Below are 18,706 nucleotides of genomic sequence, written 5' to 3'. Positions count from 1 at the left end.
GACAAAATGAAACACTGCTTTGTGATTCCTGTGTATAACCATCCGCATTATTTGGACGCGTTATTGTCACATTTAAGCGCTTTTGAGTTGCCTATCATTATGGTGAATGATGGCAGTGATGCCGATTGTACGGCGGTATTACATCAGCTCGCGCAGGATTATCGAATGGTCGATTTGGTTGAACATACCCATAATCAGGGCAAAGGACAGGCAGTGATCACGGGTCTTAAACATGCCTTTGAATGTGGTTATAGCCATGCTTTGCAACTGGATGCCGATGGTCAACATGACTGGCAGGACGTACAACGCTTTTTAGACACCTCTATCCAGCATCCTGAAGCCATGATTATTGGCCAGCCAATCTTTGATGCGACTGTTCCGAAAAAACGTCTCTATGGCCGTTATGCAACACATATTTGGGTGTGGATTAACAGCCTATCTTTTGACATTAAAGACAGCATGTGTGGCTTTCGCGTTTATCCTCTGGCGCAGACGGTGAACATTTTAAATACAGCCAAGTTTCAACCGCGGATGGGCTTTGACTCGGAAATTTTAGTGCGTTTGAAATGGGACAATGTGCCGTTTATCAATCTGCCCACGCATGTGATTTACCCTGAAGGCGGCATTTCACATTTTGATGTTTGGCGTGACAATTTGGGCATGGCGCGCGCGCATAGCCGCTTATTGGGTGGCATGCTGCTGCGGTTCCCCAAACTGATTTATCAGAAAGTCAAAGGCTAAGGCGGTCAGAGAAGCATATGCAGAAATGGAGCGCCGTGAAAGAGCGGGGCGGGATGTTGCCGCTGATGCTGATGCTGGGTTTCTACCGTTTGGGTGGGCGCTGGCTGTGCCGCGTCATCTTATACTTTGTGATTTTATGGTACTGGCTCTTTTCCAATACCGCGCGTCAGGCTTCACTGTTGTACTTAAAAAAACTGCATCATTTTGCAGGTGCGCAGTCGCCGTTTCAGGCTGAGCCACAGCTGTGGCACAGCTATACGCATTTAATGCAATTTGGCGAATGTATTTTAGATAAAATTGAAGGCTGGCTCGGGCATATTCCTGAGCAAAACTTAAAGCTGCATGGTCATGCGCACTTTCGTTCGCACTATCAAAAAGGTGCGGTAATTGTGGTGTCGCATTTTGGCAATATTGAATTGCTTCGCGCCATCAAAGCAGAGCATCCGCAGAAAATTAATGTGTTGGTCTATCAAAAACATGCCACCAAATTCAATGAATTTTTAAAAAAACTGAATGAACATGCCGATGTTAATTTGGTTTCGGTGGATGAGCTAGGAATCGAAACAGCACTGATTTTGCAGGATAAATTGGATCAGGGTGAATGGGTGATTGTGGCAGCAGACCGCGTACCCGTGCAGTCGGATCGGGTACAATCGGTTGCTTTTCTAGGTGAGCAAGCGCTGTGGCCTCAGGGTGCATGGATTTTGGCCAGTTTATTAAAAGCTCCTGTGCTGGCGGTGTTTTGCTATCGAGTTAATACACATTTTGAAGTGCATATTCACCAAGTAGCGGAGCAGTTAAATTGGCCACGTAAAGAGCGTTTACAGGCCATGCAACAGACCACACGACAGTATGTGGAACTGTTGGAACAGCATTGCATACGCGCGCCCTATCAATGGTTTAATTTTTATAATTTTTGGAATAAAGGATAAGTCTTGTGTTAATTGTTGGGGAAACTCCGCTCAGTATTGAAAATGTTGTGGCTGTAGCGCGTAAAGAAAAACAGGTGGCATTGCCTACCTCTGCTGAATGGACGGCATTGATTCAACGCGGTGCAGATTTCCTCGATCAGCTGTTGCAAGACGAAGGCGTTATTTATGGTGTGACCACGGGTTATGGCGACTCGTGTTTGGTTGAAATTCCAACCCACCAAGTGCATGAGCTGCCGCTGCATTTGTCGCGTTTTCATGGCTGCGGCATGGGACAAAACTTAGACTTAATTACCGCACGTGCTGTTGTGGTGGTGCGTTTATGTTCTTTAGCGCGTGGCTATTCGGGTGTCTCCCATGCCTTGTTACAGCGTTTGGTCTGGATGCTGAATGAAGATGTGATTCCTGTGATTCCCTCGGAAGGTTCGGTGGGTGCCAGTGGGGATTTGACGCCTTTGTCTTATATCGCTGGGGCCTTGGTCGGTGAACGTGATGTGTACTATCAAGGTCAGATCGTGCCGATTGCACAAGTGTATGCCGAAAAGGGTGTGCAGCCTTTGGTGATGCGTCCTAAAGAAGGCTTGGCGCTGATGAATGGTACAGCGGTCATGACCGCGATTGCCTGCCTGAATTATAAAAAAGCCGAACAGATTTCTTTTGCCAGTACTTTGATTACAGCACTAAATGTTTTGGCTTTAGAAGGGAATCCAAGCCATTTTGATGAAGTGCTGTTTGCGCAAAAACCACATCCAGGACAGCAACATATTGCAGCTCAGTTACGTGACTGGTTGAATAGTGAAGTACAAACCGAACACCAAAGTTCACGCCTGCAAGACCGTTATTCACTGCGCTGTGCACCGCATGTGATTGGGGTGTTTGAAGACTCTAAACTGTGGCTGCGTCAGTTTATTGAAAATGAGCTGAACTCAAGCAATGATAATCCATTGATTGACCCGGTGAACCTGCGGGTACTGCATGGTGGACATTTCTATGGCGGACATATTGCCCAAGCCATGGACAGCCTGAAAATTATGATCGCGAATATTGCTGACTTGATGGATCGTCAGTTGGCACAGTTGGTGGACTATAAAATGAACAATGGTTTACCGCGTAATTTAACCGGTTCAAGTGCTGAGCGCTTGCCGCTGAATCATGGCTTTAAAGCGGTGCAAATCGGGGTTTCGGCATGGACGGCAGAAGCCTTGAAACAAACACTCGCTGCATCGATTTTCTCACGTTCAACCGAATGTCATAATCAAGACAAAGTTAGCATGGGCACTATTGCTGCGCGTGATGCCAGCCGTGTGATTACCCTGACCGAACAAGTGATTGCGGCACTCAGCTGTGCAGCGGTTCAGGCTGTTAAACTCAAAGGCGTAGATACAGAACTCAGTCCTGTTTTAACCGCATTTCAACATTGGGTACTTCAGAGTTTCACTTATGTGGAGGAAGATCGTCCTTTGCAACAGGAACTCCAGATCTTGGTTAATCGTTTTGAGAGTTTAGAGCTGTTAAATCGTGTTGCTGTTGAATCCGCATAGGAAATTATTATGCATGCAGATGTAATTATTGAAGTGCCATTTCATGATGTCGATACCATGCATGTGGTATGGCACGGGCATTATTTAAAATATTTTGAAATTGCACGATGCAAACTGCTGGATCAATTTCACTATAACTATAACCAAATGCGCGACTCGGGTTATGCATGGCCTGTGATTGAAAGCTATGTACGTTATGTGCAAGGCATTGAGTTTGAGCAAAAAATTCGTGTGCGTGCTGTTTTGAAAGAATGGGAAAATCGTTTGAAAATTGAATATCTTATTTTCGATGCGGTTTCAGGCAGAAAGTTGACCAAGGGCTTTACTTCGCAAGTGGCGGTACACATTGAAAAACGTGAAATGTGCTTCCAGTCACCACAGGTGTTGTTGGACTGTTTAAATGCATGGCCTGAGTTTAAGGCGGAGTAATGCAAGTATGATTCGATACAAATTTTCTAAGACGATTTCCGTTGCGTGTATGGCAAGTGCGATGACTTTGCTTGCTCCCGCAGCGAATGCACAAAATACTGAATTGAAGCAGGTGTTTGCTCAACTCGGTGCAACGCCTGTGGTGCGTGCCCAATTTGAGCAGCAGAAAAAACTGGCCTCTTTGAATAAAACCTATGTGTCCAAAGGCACGGTGCTGTTCAGCAAAAACCAAGGCGTGCTGTGGCAGATTCAAAGTCCAGTCAAAGCCGATTTGGTGGTGACACCACGTAAGCTGGTACAAAAGACACAGCGTACGTCCAGTCAAATTGAAGTCGATAAGACGCCCTATGGCTCAGTCGCGACGATGTTTTTACAGTTGATGTCGGGCAATGAAGCGGCGCTCGCTAAAAACTTTAATGTGGTATCTGCCAACTACAGCCCGACGCAGTGGATTGTCAGCTTGACGCCGAAAAGCAGTCTATTTAAAAAGCTTTTTGTCCAAGTTGATGCGCAAGGCCAGCGTTATGTGGACCGTATCACGATTTTGGAACAAGCCAATAACCGCACCATCATTCGTTTTAGCCAGCAAACGGCTCAACCTCAAACTTTAACGGCTGCGGAAAATGCGCTTTTCCAATTGGCAAAATAAATTTAGCGCCCTGTGGCTGTTGGTGCTGTGTGTCATTGCTTTGGCACTGGGCGTGGCTTGGCTGAATAAAGGCATTAAGATTGAGACTAATATTTTTGCTTTGCTGCCTGAGGCACATCAAGATGCGCATCTGGAACAAGCACAGCAATACGTGAGTCAGCAGTTAAATGACAAAGTTTTTGTGGTGTTGGATGCCAAAACGGATCAGCAATTAGAACAGGCAACGCAAGCACTCAAAACCCAAGCCGACCAAAGTCAGCTATTTTTACCTGTCCGTCCGCAGCTTCATCCTGATCAATTTGCCCAAGCGCTGTATCAACACAAGGCGGGGTTATTATCCAAGACTGATCAACAGATGGTGCAGGAGCAGGATGATGCCGCACTGACAGAGCAGGGCTTATTGCAACTGATGAGTCCCGGCATGCCGATCACGGCTGAAATGCTCAAGCAAGATCCCTTGCTGCTGTTCCCGCGTTATGCAGTGGGTTTAAGCGCTTTACATAGCAATGCTGATATCAATTTAGAGCAGGGCTTTGCCACGATTCGTGATACGCAAGGCATCTCACGCCTGATGGTACTTCAGCTTAATAACAGCCCTTATAATATTGCCTACCAAGAGCAGACCGCTGCGTTTATCCAAAATATCAATCAGCAGCTCAAACAGTTGCAAGTTAAACCGCACTGGACAGGTACGCTGCTGTTTGCACAGTTCGGCACTAACTCTGCCAAAGAGGAAATTTCCACCATTGGCGTGGGTTCGACCATCGGGATTTTGCTTCTAGTCTGGTTTGGCTTCCGTTCGATACGACCGATGCTGACGGAAATGGTCGCGGTCGGCACAGGCAGCTTGGTGGCCTTTGCGGTGACCTATTGGATTTTCGGCGAAATTCATCTGATGACATTGGTCTTTGGCGCCAGTCTGATTGGGGTCTGTGTCGATTTTTCATTTTACTTTATGGCCATGCAATCTCAGCACCGACAGGTGGATGGATTTGCTGTTCTAAAGCCATTATTGCCGAGTTTATTTGTGGGGCTAATGACCACGCTGTTGGCCTATGTGGTGCTGAGTTTTACCCCATTCCCGGGCTTTAAACAAATTGCAGTCTTTTCCATGGTTGGATTGAGTGCTGCATGGGTGACCAGTATTTTACTGCTACCACGTTTGCCTGCGCTGAATGCGGAACCTGCGATACGTGCTTTGGGCTTTATTGGCAAAGCACGCAGTTATGTGCAGAGTCGAAATACACTGCGTTATGGCATGATTGCACTAATTCTACTGCTGACAGGCAGCAGCCTCGTCCTCCTGAAAAGCAATGATGACATCCGCAATTTGCAAAGTATGGATGCTACCTTAAAGCAGGAAGATCAATATATTCGTTCGCGTTTTATGCAACAGCAAAGCAGCGAATATTTTGTGGTACAGGGCAGAACCCTAGCAGAGTTAGAACAGCATGAACAGCAACTGTTGGCAGAGCTTACGCCCTTGCAGCAGGCTGGCAAGTTAGATGCTGTGCAGGCTTTAGGGCAGTGGGTTCCCTCGCTTGAGCAGCAAAAACACAATATCGCGATGTTGCAGGCGATTCCTCAGCCCGCTTTAGTGGAATATGCACAGGCGTTACAGCTCAATACCAGCGATGTTTTAAACTGGCAAGCGCATTTAAAAGACCAACCGTTGCTGACCGAAGCAGTCTTTAAAGATCATCCCCTGCATTTTTTGCAGATGAGCCCGACACAGCGTTTGGTGATGCTGCAAAATGTGCATGATGTTAAAGCCATACAGCAGCTTGAAGATGCGGATGTACAACTGTTACGTCCCGTTCATCAATTATCTGAGTTATTCAAACAGCATCGTGTGCAGGCACAGTGGCTATTACTCAGCGCTTTGCTGATGTTAGCTGTTGGCTTAGGCGCACTTTATGGCAAAAAATCAATTCTGCCTTTGGTGTTGCCTGTCAGTATGGCTCTAATGACCACGTTTGCGATTCAAGCCTGGCTCGGTGTCGAGATTAATTTATTCAGCATTATGGGCACCTTCCTGATTATTGGGATTGGGGTGGATTATGCGATTTTCTACCGCCACGGATATGATCACCCGCAGGTGGTGGGTATGGCTTTGTTCCTGTGCATGATGTCGACGTTTTTTAGTTTTGGTTTGCTGTCTTTTAGTCATACCTATGCCATTCACAGTTTTGGCTTAACGGTGTTGTTGGGCGTTATTTTTTCATTTATTTATGCCACACTTTTTACATCCTCCGATGCAAAACATGTGGTGGTTCAACAATATCAGCCAAAGAGCTGAGTCAAAGGGTACAGTGCAATGAGCACCATGCAACAGACAGATGTTTTAATTATTGGGGCGGGGCCATCAGGTAGCTCGGCCGCAGCTTTGCTGCGCCAAAAAGGTTACCAAGTCACGGTCATCGAAAAGCAATTTTTTCCGCGTTTTTCCATCGGTGAGTCTTTATTGCCACAGTGTATGGTGTTTTTAGAAGAAGCGGGTTTGTTGGAGACAGTGCGTACCCATGCTGATGAATATGCCTTTCAGTTTAAAAATGGCGCAGCTTTTTTAAGAGGCACACAGCGTAGTTTTTATGACTTTACCCAAAAATTTAGTGAAGGCCCAGGCACTACATGGCAGGTACGACGTGCCAACTTTGACCAGCTTTTGGCACAGCAAGCCGAAAAAATGGGCGCGGATATCCGTTTTGGCCATGAAGTTTTGGCGGTCGATGTCGCAACCACACAGCCGATTTTGACGGTCAAAGATGCGCAAGGTGACAGCTATCAAATTCAGGGTGAATTTTTATTGGATGCCAGCGGTTTTGGGCGCATTTTGCCAAAGTTTCTCGACTTAGAAAGTCCATCGGACTTTCCTGTGCGCCGTGCAGTCTTTACCCATATTGAAGACGGCCTATTGAATGAGCCTGAGTTTGACCGTGAGAAAATTTTAATTACCGTACATGAAAAAGACCATCGTGCATGGTATTGGCTGATTCCCTTTGCTGATGGACGCTCTTCATTTGGTATTGTGGCGGAGCAAGATTTCTTTGAAAAATATGGTTATGACGGCAGTGCGGACTATGACTTAGAAGCCTTGCAGAAACGTATTTTGGCGGATGATGCCAGTTTGTCGCATGTGCTACGTCACGCCAAACATGACACGCCTGTGCGTACTTTGGTGGGCTACTCTGCCGATGTGAAACACTTGGCATCTGAAAACTATGCACTGCTGGGCAATGCTGGTGAGTTCCTCGATCCTGTCTTTTCTTCAGGGGTCACCATTGCCTTAAAATCGTCCAGTCTAGCGGTGCCATTGGTCGAACAAGTGCTGCAAGGTCAGGCGATCGACTGGATGGAGCAATATGAAAAGCCGTTGCGTAAAGGTATTCAAGTGTTCCGTGCCTATGTCGAATCATGGTATTCGGGTGAGTTTCAGGATGTGGTGTTTTCAAAGAATCAAGATGAGAAAATCCGCCGCATGATTGCATCTTTACTGGCAGGTTATGCGTGGGATGCGAGCAACCCGATTCATCGTAATGCCAAGCAACGCTTGAGTACTTTGGCAGAATATTGCCGAGAAGCACAACAACAGAAAGAGCCGCTGACTGATGAAACTTAAGCTGCGTTTAAAGACCGTCAGTTGGGTTTTAGCCAGTGCTCTGCTCTGTAGTGCCTGTCAAAGTTGGATCCCTAAAGCGCAAGGACTCGTGACCCCAGAGTGGGCTGCGCAGAATTACCAGCGCCAAGATCAAATCGAAGTGCAGTGGAAAAACCAGAGTTTCAGCTTTTTACTGTACCAGCAGCAGCGGGGACAGTCGCTTGACATGCTGGCGCTCAGCCTTACAGGGCAGCAGTTGTTTAAGCTCAGTTTTGATGGCCAAAAGGTAGACGTTGAACAGCGGATTGATCCAATGAAACGGTTGCCTTTTGATTATGTGGTGCGCGATATTCTGTATGCAACTTATCCAAATTTTGCTGCATTACATGCTGCTCAAAATGCTGTCGTACAGAAAGACGATACCATTTATATGCAGCAGCAGCCCGTGTTGAAAATTCAGCAAAATGAGGGGGCAATTGAGCTAGATAATCTGCAAGTGCCTTATCAGATGGTGATCAGCGCGGTGAGCAATACGTTGGAAGATGATCAAGGTGACCATCATGACTAAAAATCTACAGCATGTTTCAGCCGTTGGTATTCAGTTCAGTGCGGCGCTGTCGGCTTTGGGACACAATACTGCTGAGCTTCAACATGCCTTAACCAACACCAAAAATACCTTATCCCAACGAGAGGATCTGATCGCGGGGCGTACAGTATGGGTCGGTGCATCGGATCAAGCCTTGCTTCAAGCAGTGCCTGAAAGCTTGAGTGGTGCAGATTCACGGAATCTACGCTTTGCCCTGACGGCTTTGGCGCACATTGAAACTGAAATTCATGCTTATACAGCACAGTTTGCTAAACAACGTCTTGCTGTGATTATCGGCACGTCAACCTCAGGCATCGCGGATAATGAGCCTGTTTTAAAAGTCCAGTTTCAACAGTCTGTACCGCAGTTTGTACAGCACCAAAAGCAAGAAATGGGCAGTTTAGCGAAAGCCTTACAACAGTATTTGGGCTGGGAAGGGCCTGCCTATACCATTTCTACCGCTTGTTCCTCGGCAGCTAAAGCGCTGGCGGCGGGGCAACGTCTGCTCAATGCCGATTTGGCCGATGCTGTCTTAGTGGGTGGAGTCGATACCCTCTGCAAGCTGACCTTAAATGGTTTTGATAGTTTAGAAAGCTTATCGAGCGGAATTTGTCAGCCCTGTGGTGCCAACCGTGACGGTATCAATATTGGTGAAGCCGCAGGACTGTTTTTACTCTCTAAAGCGCCTGCCCCTGTGATGTTACTGTCGAGCGGCGAGTCAATGGATGCATGGCATATTTCAGCACCACATCCAGAAGGGAAAGGGGCTGCGGAGGCGATGCAAAAAGCTTTAGACGCTGCACAGCTGCAAGCAAGCGATATTGGATATTTGAACTTACATGGAACTTCTACACCGCAAAATGATGCGATGGAAATTAAGGCGGTACAGACCGTTTTCTCAGATGCAGCTGTGGCCTTGAGCAGCACCAAACATAAAACGGGACATTGTCTAGGGGCAGCGGGTGCAATCGAAGCCTTTATTTGCCAGCAGGTTTTATTAGATCAATCCTGGTTGCCGCTGCATCATGCAGGTGAATTGGATGAAACTTTGGCTAAGCAAAATTATGTGCTTACACCGCATTTGAATACACCGATTCGCTATGCGATGAGTAATTCTTTTGCTTTCGGTGGCAGCAATATCAGTTTAATTTTCGGGACGGCTTTGCCATGATGGATGCAGTACAGTTTATTCCACATGAAAAACCAATGGTTTTCGTGAGCCATTTGATTGAAGCCAATGATGAATTTGCTATTGCAGAACTTCACATCACACCTGATTTGATGTTTTGTGAGCCAGAAGGCTTGCCCACATGGAGCAGCATTGAGTTGATGGCGCAGACCATTAGTGCCTATGCCGGTTATAAAGGACAAACTCAGGGCTTGCCACCGAAAATTGGCTTTTTATTGGGAACGCGTAAAATGCAGTTGCCTTGTGCTTATTTTAGTTTGGGCACAACCGTACGTATTCGAGTAGAACAAAGTTATCTGCACGAAGGTCTGGGGCAGTTTAATTGTGAAATTGAATATCAAGAACATCGGTTCAGCGCCATGTTGAGCGTATTTGAGCCTGAAAATATGAATGAAATCATTGGAAAATTAGTGTGAACAGAAGAGTTTTAGTCACGGGTTCGAGTCGTGGAATAGGTAAAGCGATTGCTTTGGAGTTGGCAAAGGCAGGCTTTGATGTCACGGTCCATGCTCGTTCAAGACAGTCTGAGGCCGAAGCGGTGACTCAGGAAATTCAAGCGCTTGGACAGGCCAGCCATGTACTGATGTTCGATGTGAATGAGCGTGAAAATATTGCCGCTATTTTAGAGCAAGATATAGCACAGCATGGTGCTTATTACGGCGCTGTGTTGAATGCAGGATTAACCCGTGATGGTGCTTTCCCCGCACTGACTGATGAAGACTGGGATGACGTGGTCTCGACCTCTCTGAACGGTTTTTATAATGTGCTGAAACCCTTGATGATGCCGATGATTCGCTTGAAAAAGGGCGGACGTATTGTGACCTTGTCTTCAGTGTCTGGAATCATGGGTAATCGTGGTCAGGTGAACTATAGTGCTGCCAAAGCAGGCTTGATTGGTGCGACCAAAGCATTGGCACTGGAATTGGCCAAACGCAAAATCACGGTGAATTGTGTGGCTCCGGGCTTGATTGAAACAGAAATGGTCACCGAAGAAGTGAAAGAACACGCCTTGAAAATGATCCCGATGCAACGCATGGGGCAGGTGGAAGAAGTCGCCAAAGCGGTGAAGTTTTTATGCAGTGATGATGCCAGTTATATCACCCGCCAAGTAATTTCAGTCAATGGAGGCTTGATCTAATGAAACGTGTTGTTGTGACAGGCATGTCTGGGATTACCTCTTTGGGGGAAACCGCAGAGCAAATTTTTGAGCAGTTTGCACAAGGGAAAAGCGGTATTCGCTATATGCCTGACTGGGAAATTTATCCTGATTTACGCAGTAAATTGGCTGGTCCAGTAGAGTCATTTACTGTACCGAAGCACTTTAACCGTAAGGTGACCCGTGGCATGGGGCGTGTTGCTTTAATGTCTGCTGTATGTGCTGAAAAAGCATTGGAAGATGCAGGTTTACTACATGCGGATATCTTAAAAAGTGGCGATGCAGGCGTGGCTTTTGGTTCCTCTGCAGGTAGTGTCGATGCCGTACGTGAGTTTGGCGCCATGCTGATTGAGCACAATATGAGCCAACTCAATGCCACGACCTACATTCGTATGATGTCGCATACCAGTGCAGTCAATATGACCGTGTATTTCGGCCTAAAAGGTTTAACGCTGCCGACCTCAAGTGCCTGTACTTCAGGTTCTATGGCTATTGGTCAAGCTTATGAAGCGATCAAATATGGTAAACAAACCGTAATGATCGCAGGCGGAGCAGAAGAGCTCAGTGCAGCGGGTTCAGCCGTGTTTGATGTCCTGTTGGCGACTAGTGTGAAAAATGACCATCCAGAGACAACGCCACGCCCGTTTGATGCAGGTCGGGATGGTTTGGTGGTGGGTGAAGGCGCAGGCTGTTTGATTTTAGAAGAATATGAACATGCACTAACGCGTGGCGCGACCATTTATGCTGAGATTGTCGGTTATGGCAGCAATACCGATGGTCAGCATGTGACTCGACCTGATTCTGAAATGATGGGCCGTTGTATGCAGTTGGCACTGAAAGATGCACAGCTTGCTGCTGCGGATATTGATTATGTCAATGCACATGGCACCTCGACCGATCAGGGGGATATTGCCGAATCACAAGCCACCGCGCGCATCTTGGGTAAAAAGCCGATCAGCTCATTAAAAAGTTATTTTGGGCATACGCTCGGGGCGTGCGGCGCTATTGAGGCATGGTTGAGTATCGAAATGATGCGACGTAATCAGTTGGTGCCTACGCTGAATTTAGATCAGATTGATAGTGCTTGTGGCGATCTGGATTATATTGTTTCAGACATGCGTTCAGCAGAAACGCAAATTATGATGAGCAACAATTTTGCTTTTGGGGGGATTAATACCTCCTTGATTTTTAAACGTGTCTAATAAAATAAGGGTAGAACCATGTTATTCAAAAAAATCTGTGCAGTCGCTGTGTTGTCTTTAGGTGCGATTGCATCAGCTCAGGCTGCCGATAAAATGTATGATTTTAAATTTCAAGAAGCGGTAAACCGTGCTGTTGCAGATGGCGTGCTAGATGGCTCAGTGAAATTTTATTTGGCGGGCACCAAGTCGGGCGGAAAGGTGATTGAAAAGGGCCTAGTGACCAATAAAAAGACCAATGGTTTTGCCAAATCTGCGGAAAGTTCATGTGATCATGTACTTCGTTCGGCATTGATTCAATTTCAAAATACAGCCAAAGCCAATGGTGCAAACGCTGTGACCAATCTGGTGAGTTTCTATAAGTCGAATGAAACACGGAGTACAACGACTTACCAATGCGCGAAAGGCACTGCGATGGCTGGCGTGGCATTGAAAGGGGATTTGGTGAAGTTTTAATGTGTTTGAATGCGTGAGATGAGTTCCCAAATAAGAACAATCTAATTCCGAGTTCATTGTATAGCAGCAGTATTAGGATGGATTCTTACAACGAGGGATGCTCTATTTTTTAGACATCCCTCGTTGGTTCGATGTCTCAATTCAGCATTTTTGATTGTCGGAGTTAGTATTGGTAATTTGAGTAAGATTCAGAAATGCATAAAAAAAGCCCCCATCTTTCGATGAGGGCTTTTTTGAATTTGGAGCGGGAAACGAGACTCGAACTCGCGACCCCAACCTTGGCAAGAGTCACCGACATAAAATACACTAAATAACATAATTTGTATGTTAATAAACTCTATATATAACAGTTATATAGAGTTTTTATTTTGTATGACGTAATTTAAGGTGGGATGGGGTACTTTGATTTTTGGTCACTAATTTATTGTGATAATCAACAATAATAACCAACATACATATGCTTAATCTAAGGATATTTTACTGACTGGTATAATTTTATGATGAGAGGGGTGTTGCCTGAGGCTACGGTTCAATTAGGATTAAATCCAACTATCGCAACGCTGAATTCTGAAGAATCTCGTCGTTTCTTAATTACGTTGTAATGATGATCATGAAGATAAAATCAAAAAATACAGATTTTTGTGTAAATCCTGAGTAAAATTCGACTTATTTTTTCTGCAGTAAAAAAGCATCTTCTCACTATGCTGCTTTGCAAGGACGTTTTATGCTCGCGCTAGATATACAACATGTTCGAATGAAACAACAGGCCACTGATAAGGCACAAGCGTTGCAATGTCTAGTCGATATCTTGGTTGAAGACCAATTGGTTACACCTGATTATATTCATGGGTTGACCGTGCGCGAACAACAAAGTGCAACGTATTTAGGGCAAGGAATTGCCATTCCGCATGGGACGCCTCAGTCTCGCCAATGTATTTTAAAAACTGGTATTCGTCTGGCACACTTTCCTGAAGGAGTTGTTTGGGACGGTGAAAATAAAATTTATTTAGCAGTGGTGATTGCTGCGAAATCAGATGAGCATTTGCAAGTCTTACAAATTTTGACGCGAGCTTTAATTAATGATGTCGCTGATCAAGTGAAACAGGCTCAATCTGCAGAGCAAATTATTGCATTATTACAAGCCCAACCCGCATCTTTGGCATTGCATGAAAATTTAATCGCCACCCAAGTTCCCGCACTTGATGTAGAAGATTTAATTTGGCAGGCAACACAGCTGCTGAAAAAGCAAAAAATGGTGGAGTGTGGTTTTCTGTCGGGTTTAAACCTAAACAGCATGATTCATTTAGGGGAGGGGGTCTGGTCGATCACTTCTAACCAGCATGTTTTGAGCCCAGCTGTAAGTTTGGTAAAAGCGGAACAGGTTTTAAGCCATCAGCAGGAAATGCTCAAGACTTTGGTGTGTATTGCCAGTAATGAGCAACTGGATATGCAACGGTTTCAACGGTTAATGGATATTTTGTTTGATACTGAACAAGTTCTTACCCTCAACCAAGAGCAAGATAGTCACCAGTTGGCGCAGTTAATTGGTGCTGAACTGATTCCTGATTGGCCATCTCGTCGTATTGTCTTAGCTAATGCTCATGGTCTACATGCGCGTCCTGCGACATACTTGGTCAATATGACCAAGAAATTTGCAGGGGATATTCTCATTGCTGTAGATGATGGGGCATACGTTTCGGCAAAAAGTTTAACCAAATTATTAGCCATGGGATGCCGTCGTGGTCAAACTCTGACTTTTATTGCACAACCTGATACCGATGCTGTAGCAGGCTTAGAACAGATTATTGATGCAGTTCAACAGGGCTTAGGAGAAGATGTTGAACCTATTGATCTTGTATCTCATCAGCACAGCAGTAGTGACCCAGTCGTAAATACTTTGGAATTAATGCCTTTTGAATCACATGGCGATACGGGTAGCTGCGGTATTGCGGCATCAACTGGCCTTGCTTTTGGTCCTGCTCATGTGGTGAAGCCACGTGAATTTAGTTATGAACGTCGCGGACAGAGTTTTAAAGCTGAGAATGAAAAGCTTGAAATTGCGCTTCATCAGGTGAAAAATAGCTTACGTCAATTCATTGCACATACTGAATCTACTGCCATTAAGCAGATATTCATGGCACATTTGGAAATGCTGGATGATCCAGACCTCCTCCAAAGTGTACAACGCGGTTTAAAGCAAGGGTTGTCTGCTGCTGCAGCTTGGCATGATCATATTGAAGTGTCTGCTACCGCACAGGCTGCACTTAGCGATCGTTTACTGGCAGAGCGTGCGGCTGATTTAAGGGATATTGGTGAGCGTGTTTTGGCTGCTTTGTGTGGTGTGGCCGATGTCACAGAACCCGAGCAACCTTATATCTTAATTATGCATGATGTTGGTCCGAGTGATGTAGCGCGTCTGAATAAAGATCGTGTTGCAGGCATTTTGACCGCGGTTGGTGGAGCGAGTGCCCATAGTGCTATTGTGGCACGTGCTCTGGCTATTCCAGCAGTCGTAGGTGCGGGTGTAGCTGTTTTAAATATTGAGAACCATGCCACAGTGCTAATTAATGGGGATAGTGGTGAGTATGTGGTCTCACCCGAGCAAAATCAGATTGATCATGCCATTGCAGAGCGCCAACACCAGCGCGAGTTGCGAGAACAAGCAGAACAGCATTGTTTTGAACCTGCCATCACACTGGATCAACATCAAGTTGAAATCGCAGCTAATATTGGCAAAGTGGACGCTACGATACAGGCTGTGGCTGATGGGGCAGAAGCAATTGGTTTGCTACGCACAGAATTGGTCTTTATGTCACACAGCATTGCGCCTGATGAGGCTACACAGGAAGCCGATTATCGGGTGGTGTTAGATGCTTTGGCGGGTCGTCCATTGGTGGTACGTACACTTGATGTGGGCGGGGACAAACCTTTGCCGTATTTGCCTATTGAAAAGGAAGAAAATCCATTCTTGGGCTTACGTGGTATTCGTCTGACTTTACGTAAGCCAGAATTGTTACGTCAGCAATTGGTTGCTTTACTTAAAGCAGCAGATAATCGCCCATTAAGAATTATGTTTCCGATGATTGGGCGGGTTGAAGAATGGCGAGCAGCAAAAGCAATTTTGGATGAGGTTCGCATACAGCATCCATGTGCAAACTTACAAGTCGGTATTATGATTGAGGTTCCTGCGGCAGCATTGTTGGCTCCAATTCTTGCTCAAGAAGTTGATTTTTTTAGTATTGGAACCAATGACTTGACTCAATATACTCTGGCGATTGACCGTGGTCATCCACTGTTGTCTGCTGAAGCTGATGGCTTACATCCGAGTATTTTGCTATTGATTGATCAAACGGTTCGGGCAGCGCATCAGCATGGTAAATGGGTGGGCATTTGTGGTGAATTGGCTGCTGATCCAAAAGCTGTGCCTGTATTGATAGGCTTGGGCGTGGATGAGTTGAGTATGTCGAGTACCAGTATTCCATTGGTGAAGGCGCAAATTCGTGGTTTGAACTATATAAATTGCCAACAGGTCGCACAGCAAGCCTTAAGTTGTGACAGTGCGTCTGCCGTACGTGCATTGGTGGAGTAATTACCGAATGGCTAAGATATTAAGCATTACTCTGAATCCTGCAATTGACCTCACCGTGCAATTGGATCAACTAAAAGTTGGCGAGGTCAATCGTCAGTTAACGGCCCAAAGTCATGCAGCCGGTAAAGGCTTAAACGTGGCTCAGGTCCTTAAGGATTTGGGACATGAACTGATTGTGAGTGGCTTTTTGGGGCAAGAAAACCGTCAAATTTTTGACCATCATATCCAACAAGAGCAATTTGATAACCAATTTATTTATGTTGCAGGTGAAACACGACAAAACATTAAAGTTGCAGAAGCTTCTGGTCGGATGACTGACATCAATGGCAAGGGCTTTTTTTTAGATACCTCAGCAAAACAACAATTACGTGAACGCCTATCTCAACTGATTTTAGAGGTTGATGTGATTGTGATTGCAGGCAGTTTGCCACAAGGTTTTTCTGCAGAAGAGCTTTCAACACTGATTCTATGGTTACAGTCTGCTGGAAAAAAAGTCGCAGTAGATACTAGTGGTGTTGCGTTGAAAGCAGCAATTGCTGCCCATCCTTGGTTGATTAAGCCTAATACAGATGAGTTGACTGAAACCTACCATTTGCCAGCAGAAACGTTTGCAGAACAGCAGCATCTTTTTGCCAGTTTAAATAGTCAGATCGAACATATTGTGGTCTCGATGGGTGAAAACGGGGTGAACTGGCTTCACCGCACGCAACCCCTGCATGCTACTACACCGAAGGTCACCGTCCAAAGTACGGTGGGTGCGGGAGATTCCTTGCTGGCAGGTATGATTCATGGCTTGTTGAGTTCAACTTCCCCAGAAGAAACATTGAAAACAGCAACCGCAATTGCGAGCAATGCTGTGACCCAAATTGGGTTTGCTCTTCCAGACTTTACTGTTATTGAAGATTTGAAATCGCAAATCTCAGTCCAATCATTGAGTTAATACGATGCAAGAGATAAAACATATTTTATTTGTGCCACATAGTCCCGAGCAGCCGATTAATGCAGTGATTTTGGCCAAAAAACTCTCCAAAGCAGCAACAGCACTTGGTATTTCCAATCATGTGGCGACATCAGTCGAGCATCTTGATTTATCAAATGTTATTGATACGGTTGTTTTTGTTGGACAGAAGTCGGCAGATGCAGATCAACTGCGTGACAAGGTTGTGAAAGTCATTGGTTTGAATAACGCACAACACGATGCGATCATGCTTTTGCAACAAGTTCTTGAGCATTCAGATGCTTTAGATGAAACTATTGCAGCCAATGTAGGGGTTACACGGTTTGTCGCCATTACAGCATGTCCAACTGGTGTTGCGCATACGTTTATGGCGGCCGAAGCCTTACAACAAGGTGCAGTAAAGCACGGTTATCAGATTGATGTTGAAACCCAAGGATCGGTCGGGGCTAAAAATGTTTTATCGGCAGAAAGTATTGTCAAAGCAGATGTCGTGATCTTAGCAACGGATATTGAGGTCAATACAGATCGCTTTGTAGGCAAACGTGTATATCGCTGTAGTACAGGATTTGCCCTTAAGCAAACGGATAAGACTTTTGCAAATGCAATTGCTGAAGCCAAAGTGCTTGAAACGGGTAAGCAAACAGCCACTAAGACTGAAAATGAAAACAAAGAAAAAACTGGAATTTATAAACACCTTTTAACAGGCGTGTCTTTCATGCTGCCGATGGTGGTGGCGGGCGGTTTGATCATTGCCATCTCGTTTATGTTTGGCCTCAATCCTGTTGAAGGAAGCTTTGCCGCATCCTTAAAGCAAATAGGTGCTGCAGCATTTACTCTTATGGTACCTATGCTGGCAGGTTACATTGCTTATTCTATTGCGGATCGTCCGGGTTTAACTCCAGGTTTGATTGGCGGTTTACTTGCAACACAATTAGAGGCAGGCTTTCTCGGTGGATTAGTTGCAGGTTTTATTGCAGGTTATATTGCGTTATTTTTATCGAAACAGCTTAAACTCCCAAGTAGCCTAGAAGCATTAAAACCAATTTTGATTATTCCACTATTGGCCAGTTTAGCTGTTGGTTTAATCATGATTTATGTGGTTGGACAGCCTGTTGCACAATTGTTTGAATTACTCACACACTTCCTTGCCAATATGGGGACGACCAATGCCATGATCATGGGGGTTATCCTTGGAAGTATGATGTGTATTGATGTTGGGGGGCCAATAAATAAAGCGGCTTATGCCTTTACGGTGGGCTTACTTACGTCACAAACATACGGACCGATGGCGATTACCATGGCTGCGGGTATGGTACCACCGTTGGGTATGGCAATTGCAACTTTTCTGGCAAAGCATAAATTTGCCAAACCTGAGCAAGATGCGGGGAAGGCTGCTGTAGTTCTGGGTCTATGTTTCATTTCGGAAGGGGCTATTCCGTTTGCTGCCAAAGACCCGATTCGAGTGCTTCCATGCGCGATCGCAGGTGGTGCTGTAACTGGGGCTTTGGTTGCATTATTTAAATGTGAACTAGTCACTCCTCATGGCGGTGTAATGGTACTGATCATTCCGAATGCGATGAATTATCCATTAAAATATTTATTGGCGATTGCGATTGGAAGTGTGGTGACTGGTGTAGCTTATGCCGTGATAAAACAACGGTTAGAATAAGCCCTCTATAGAGGCTT

At 45.5% G+C, this 18,706-nt stretch carries 16 protein-coding genes; all 16 read left to right on the top strand.

The features are described 5' to 3' along the window. Positions 1-6 precede the first annotated feature (6 nt). The 16 genes from AC5EUN_RS16060 to AC5EUN_RS15985 all read left to right on the top strand — a co-directional run bounded on the left by AC5EUN_RS16060 (position 7) and on the right by AC5EUN_RS15985 (position 18,689). Positions 7-741, top strand: a complete 735-nt coding sequence (locus tag AC5EUN_RS16060) for a glycosyltransferase family 2 protein (RefSeq protein ID WP_159153444.1) — start codon at positions 7-9, stop codon at positions 739-741. A gap of 17 nt (positions 742-758) precedes the next feature. Then, positions 759-1,673, top strand: a complete 915-nt coding sequence (locus AC5EUN_RS16055) for a lysophospholipid acyltransferase family protein (protein ID WP_159153443.1) — start codon at positions 759-761, stop codon at positions 1,671-1,673. Between the two features lie 5 nt (positions 1,674-1,678). Then, entirely contained in the window at positions 1,679-3,211 is a 1,533-nt protein-coding gene (locus AC5EUN_RS16050) for an HAL/PAL/TAL family ammonia-lyase (RefSeq protein WP_159153442.1), read from the top strand. Between the two features lie 9 nt (positions 3,212-3,220). Continuing rightward, positions 3,221-3,640 (top strand): acyl-CoA thioesterase, encoded by a 420-nt coding sequence (locus tag AC5EUN_RS16045; protein ID WP_131321894.1) that lies wholly within the window; start codon positions 3,221-3,223, stop codon positions 3,638-3,640. Positions 3,641-3,689: 49 nt separating this feature from the next. After that, positions 3,690-4,289, top strand: coding sequence for a LolA family protein (locus AC5EUN_RS16040; RefSeq protein WP_252716352.1), 600 nt, complete (start codon positions 3,690-3,692; stop codon positions 4,287-4,289). Continuing rightward, a complete protein-coding gene (locus AC5EUN_RS16035) occupies positions 4,264-6,588 on the top strand; it encodes an MMPL family transporter (protein WP_159153440.1) in 2,325 nt (774 codons plus the stop codon). The genes AC5EUN_RS16040 and AC5EUN_RS16035 overlap by 26 nt, the downstream gene beginning before the upstream one ends. 18 nt (positions 6,589-6,606) lie before the next feature. Beyond that, positions 6,607-7,908, top strand: coding sequence for an NAD(P)/FAD-dependent oxidoreductase (locus AC5EUN_RS16030; RefSeq protein ID WP_159153439.1), 1,302 nt, complete (start codon positions 6,607-6,609; stop codon positions 7,906-7,908). Then, positions 7,898-8,455 (top strand): DUF3261 domain-containing protein, encoded by a 558-nt coding sequence (locus tag AC5EUN_RS16025; RefSeq protein WP_159153438.1) that lies wholly within the window; start codon positions 7,898-7,900, stop codon positions 8,453-8,455. The genes AC5EUN_RS16030 and AC5EUN_RS16025 overlap by 11 nt, the downstream gene beginning before the upstream one ends. Beyond that, the gene (locus AC5EUN_RS16020; protein ID WP_159153437.1) at positions 8,448-9,644 is read left to right on the top strand and encodes a beta-ketoacyl-[acyl-carrier-protein] synthase family protein; all 1,197 of its coding nucleotides are present in this window, start codon (positions 8,448-8,450) and stop codon (positions 9,642-9,644) included. The genes AC5EUN_RS16025 and AC5EUN_RS16020 overlap by 8 nt, the downstream gene beginning before the upstream one ends. Continuing rightward, a complete protein-coding gene (locus AC5EUN_RS16015; protein ID WP_159153436.1) occupies positions 9,641-10,078 on the top strand; it encodes a hotdog family protein in 438 nt (145 codons plus the stop codon). Before AC5EUN_RS16020 ends, AC5EUN_RS16015 begins: the two co-directional genes overlap by 4 nt. Beyond that, positions 10,075-10,800, top strand: coding sequence for a 3-ketoacyl-ACP reductase FabG2 (locus AC5EUN_RS16010; protein ID WP_159153435.1), 726 nt, complete (start codon positions 10,075-10,077; stop codon positions 10,798-10,800). The genes AC5EUN_RS16015 and AC5EUN_RS16010 overlap by 4 nt, the downstream gene beginning before the upstream one ends. Beyond that, positions 10,800-12,020, top strand: a complete 1,221-nt coding sequence (locus AC5EUN_RS16005; protein WP_159153434.1) for a beta-ketoacyl-ACP synthase — start codon at positions 10,800-10,802, stop codon at positions 12,018-12,020. The genes AC5EUN_RS16010 and AC5EUN_RS16005 overlap by 1 nt, the downstream gene beginning before the upstream one ends. Positions 12,021-12,038: 18 nt before the next feature. Next, complete coding sequence (locus AC5EUN_RS16000) at positions 12,039-12,473, top strand: excinuclease (protein WP_159153433.1); 435 nt, start codon at positions 12,039-12,041, stop codon at positions 12,471-12,473. Between the two features lie 724 nt (positions 12,474-13,197). Next, positions 13,198-16,062, top strand: coding sequence for a phosphoenolpyruvate--protein phosphotransferase (gene ptsP / locus AC5EUN_RS15995; protein ID WP_159153432.1), 2,865 nt, complete (start codon positions 13,198-13,200; stop codon positions 16,060-16,062). A gap of 7 nt (positions 16,063-16,069) precedes the next feature. Next, positions 16,070-17,002, top strand: a complete 933-nt coding sequence (gene pfkB, locus AC5EUN_RS15990) for a 1-phosphofructokinase (RefSeq protein WP_159153431.1) — start codon at positions 16,070-16,072, stop codon at positions 17,000-17,002. Positions 17,003-17,006: 4 nt separating this feature from the next. Beyond that, a complete protein-coding gene (locus AC5EUN_RS15985) occupies positions 17,007-18,689 on the top strand; it encodes a fructose-specific PTS transporter subunit EIIC (protein ID WP_159153430.1) in 1,683 nt (560 codons plus the stop codon). The last annotated feature ends 17 nt before the right edge of the window (positions 18,690-18,706 follow it).

Source organism: Acinetobacter sp. CAU_H_S170_2 (assembly GCF_058890445.1).
The sequence above is the reverse complement of the archived record's forward strand: the minus strand, read 5'-3'. Positions and strand labels throughout refer to the sequence as shown.

Coding starts and splice junctions, on each gene's coding strand:
- AC5EUN_RS16000 (WP_159153433.1), top strand. CDS start 12,039: ATGTTATTCAAAAAAATCTGTGCAGTCGCTGTGTTGTCTTTAGGTGCG.
- pfkB (WP_159153431.1), top strand. CDS start 16,070: ATGGCTAAGATATTAAGCATTACTCTGAATCCTGCAATTGACCTCACC.
- ptsP (WP_159153432.1), top strand. CDS start 13,198: ATGCTCGCGCTAGATATACAACATGTTCGAATGAAACAACAGGCCACT.
- AC5EUN_RS16015 (WP_159153436.1), top strand. CDS start 9,641: ATGATGGATGCAGTACAGTTTATTCCACATGAAAAACCAATGGTTTTC.
- AC5EUN_RS16060 (WP_159153444.1), top strand. CDS start 7: ATGAAACACTGCTTTGTGATTCCTGTGTATAACCATCCGCATTATTTG.
- AC5EUN_RS16045 (WP_131321894.1), top strand. CDS start 3,221: ATGCATGCAGATGTAATTATTGAAGTGCCATTTCATGATGTCGATACC.
- AC5EUN_RS16035 (WP_159153440.1), top strand. CDS start 4,264: ATGCGCTTTTCCAATTGGCAAAATAAATTTAGCGCCCTGTGGCTGTTG.
- AC5EUN_RS16005 (WP_159153434.1), top strand. CDS start 10,800: ATGAAACGTGTTGTTGTGACAGGCATGTCTGGGATTACCTCTTTGGGG.
- AC5EUN_RS16030 (WP_159153439.1), top strand. CDS start 6,607: ATGAGCACCATGCAACAGACAGATGTTTTAATTATTGGGGCGGGGCCA.
- AC5EUN_RS16055 (WP_159153443.1), top strand. CDS start 759: ATGCAGAAATGGAGCGCCGTGAAAGAGCGGGGCGGGATGTTGCCGCTG.
- AC5EUN_RS16020 (WP_159153437.1), top strand. CDS start 8,448: ATGACTAAAAATCTACAGCATGTTTCAGCCGTTGGTATTCAGTTCAGT.
- AC5EUN_RS15985 (WP_159153430.1), top strand. CDS start 17,007: ATGCAAGAGATAAAACATATTTTATTTGTGCCACATAGTCCCGAGCAG.
- AC5EUN_RS16025 (WP_159153438.1), top strand. CDS start 7,898: ATGAAACTTAAGCTGCGTTTAAAGACCGTCAGTTGGGTTTTAGCCAGT.
- AC5EUN_RS16040 (WP_252716352.1), top strand. CDS start 3,690: ATGGCAAGTGCGATGACTTTGCTTGCTCCCGCAGCGAATGCACAAAAT.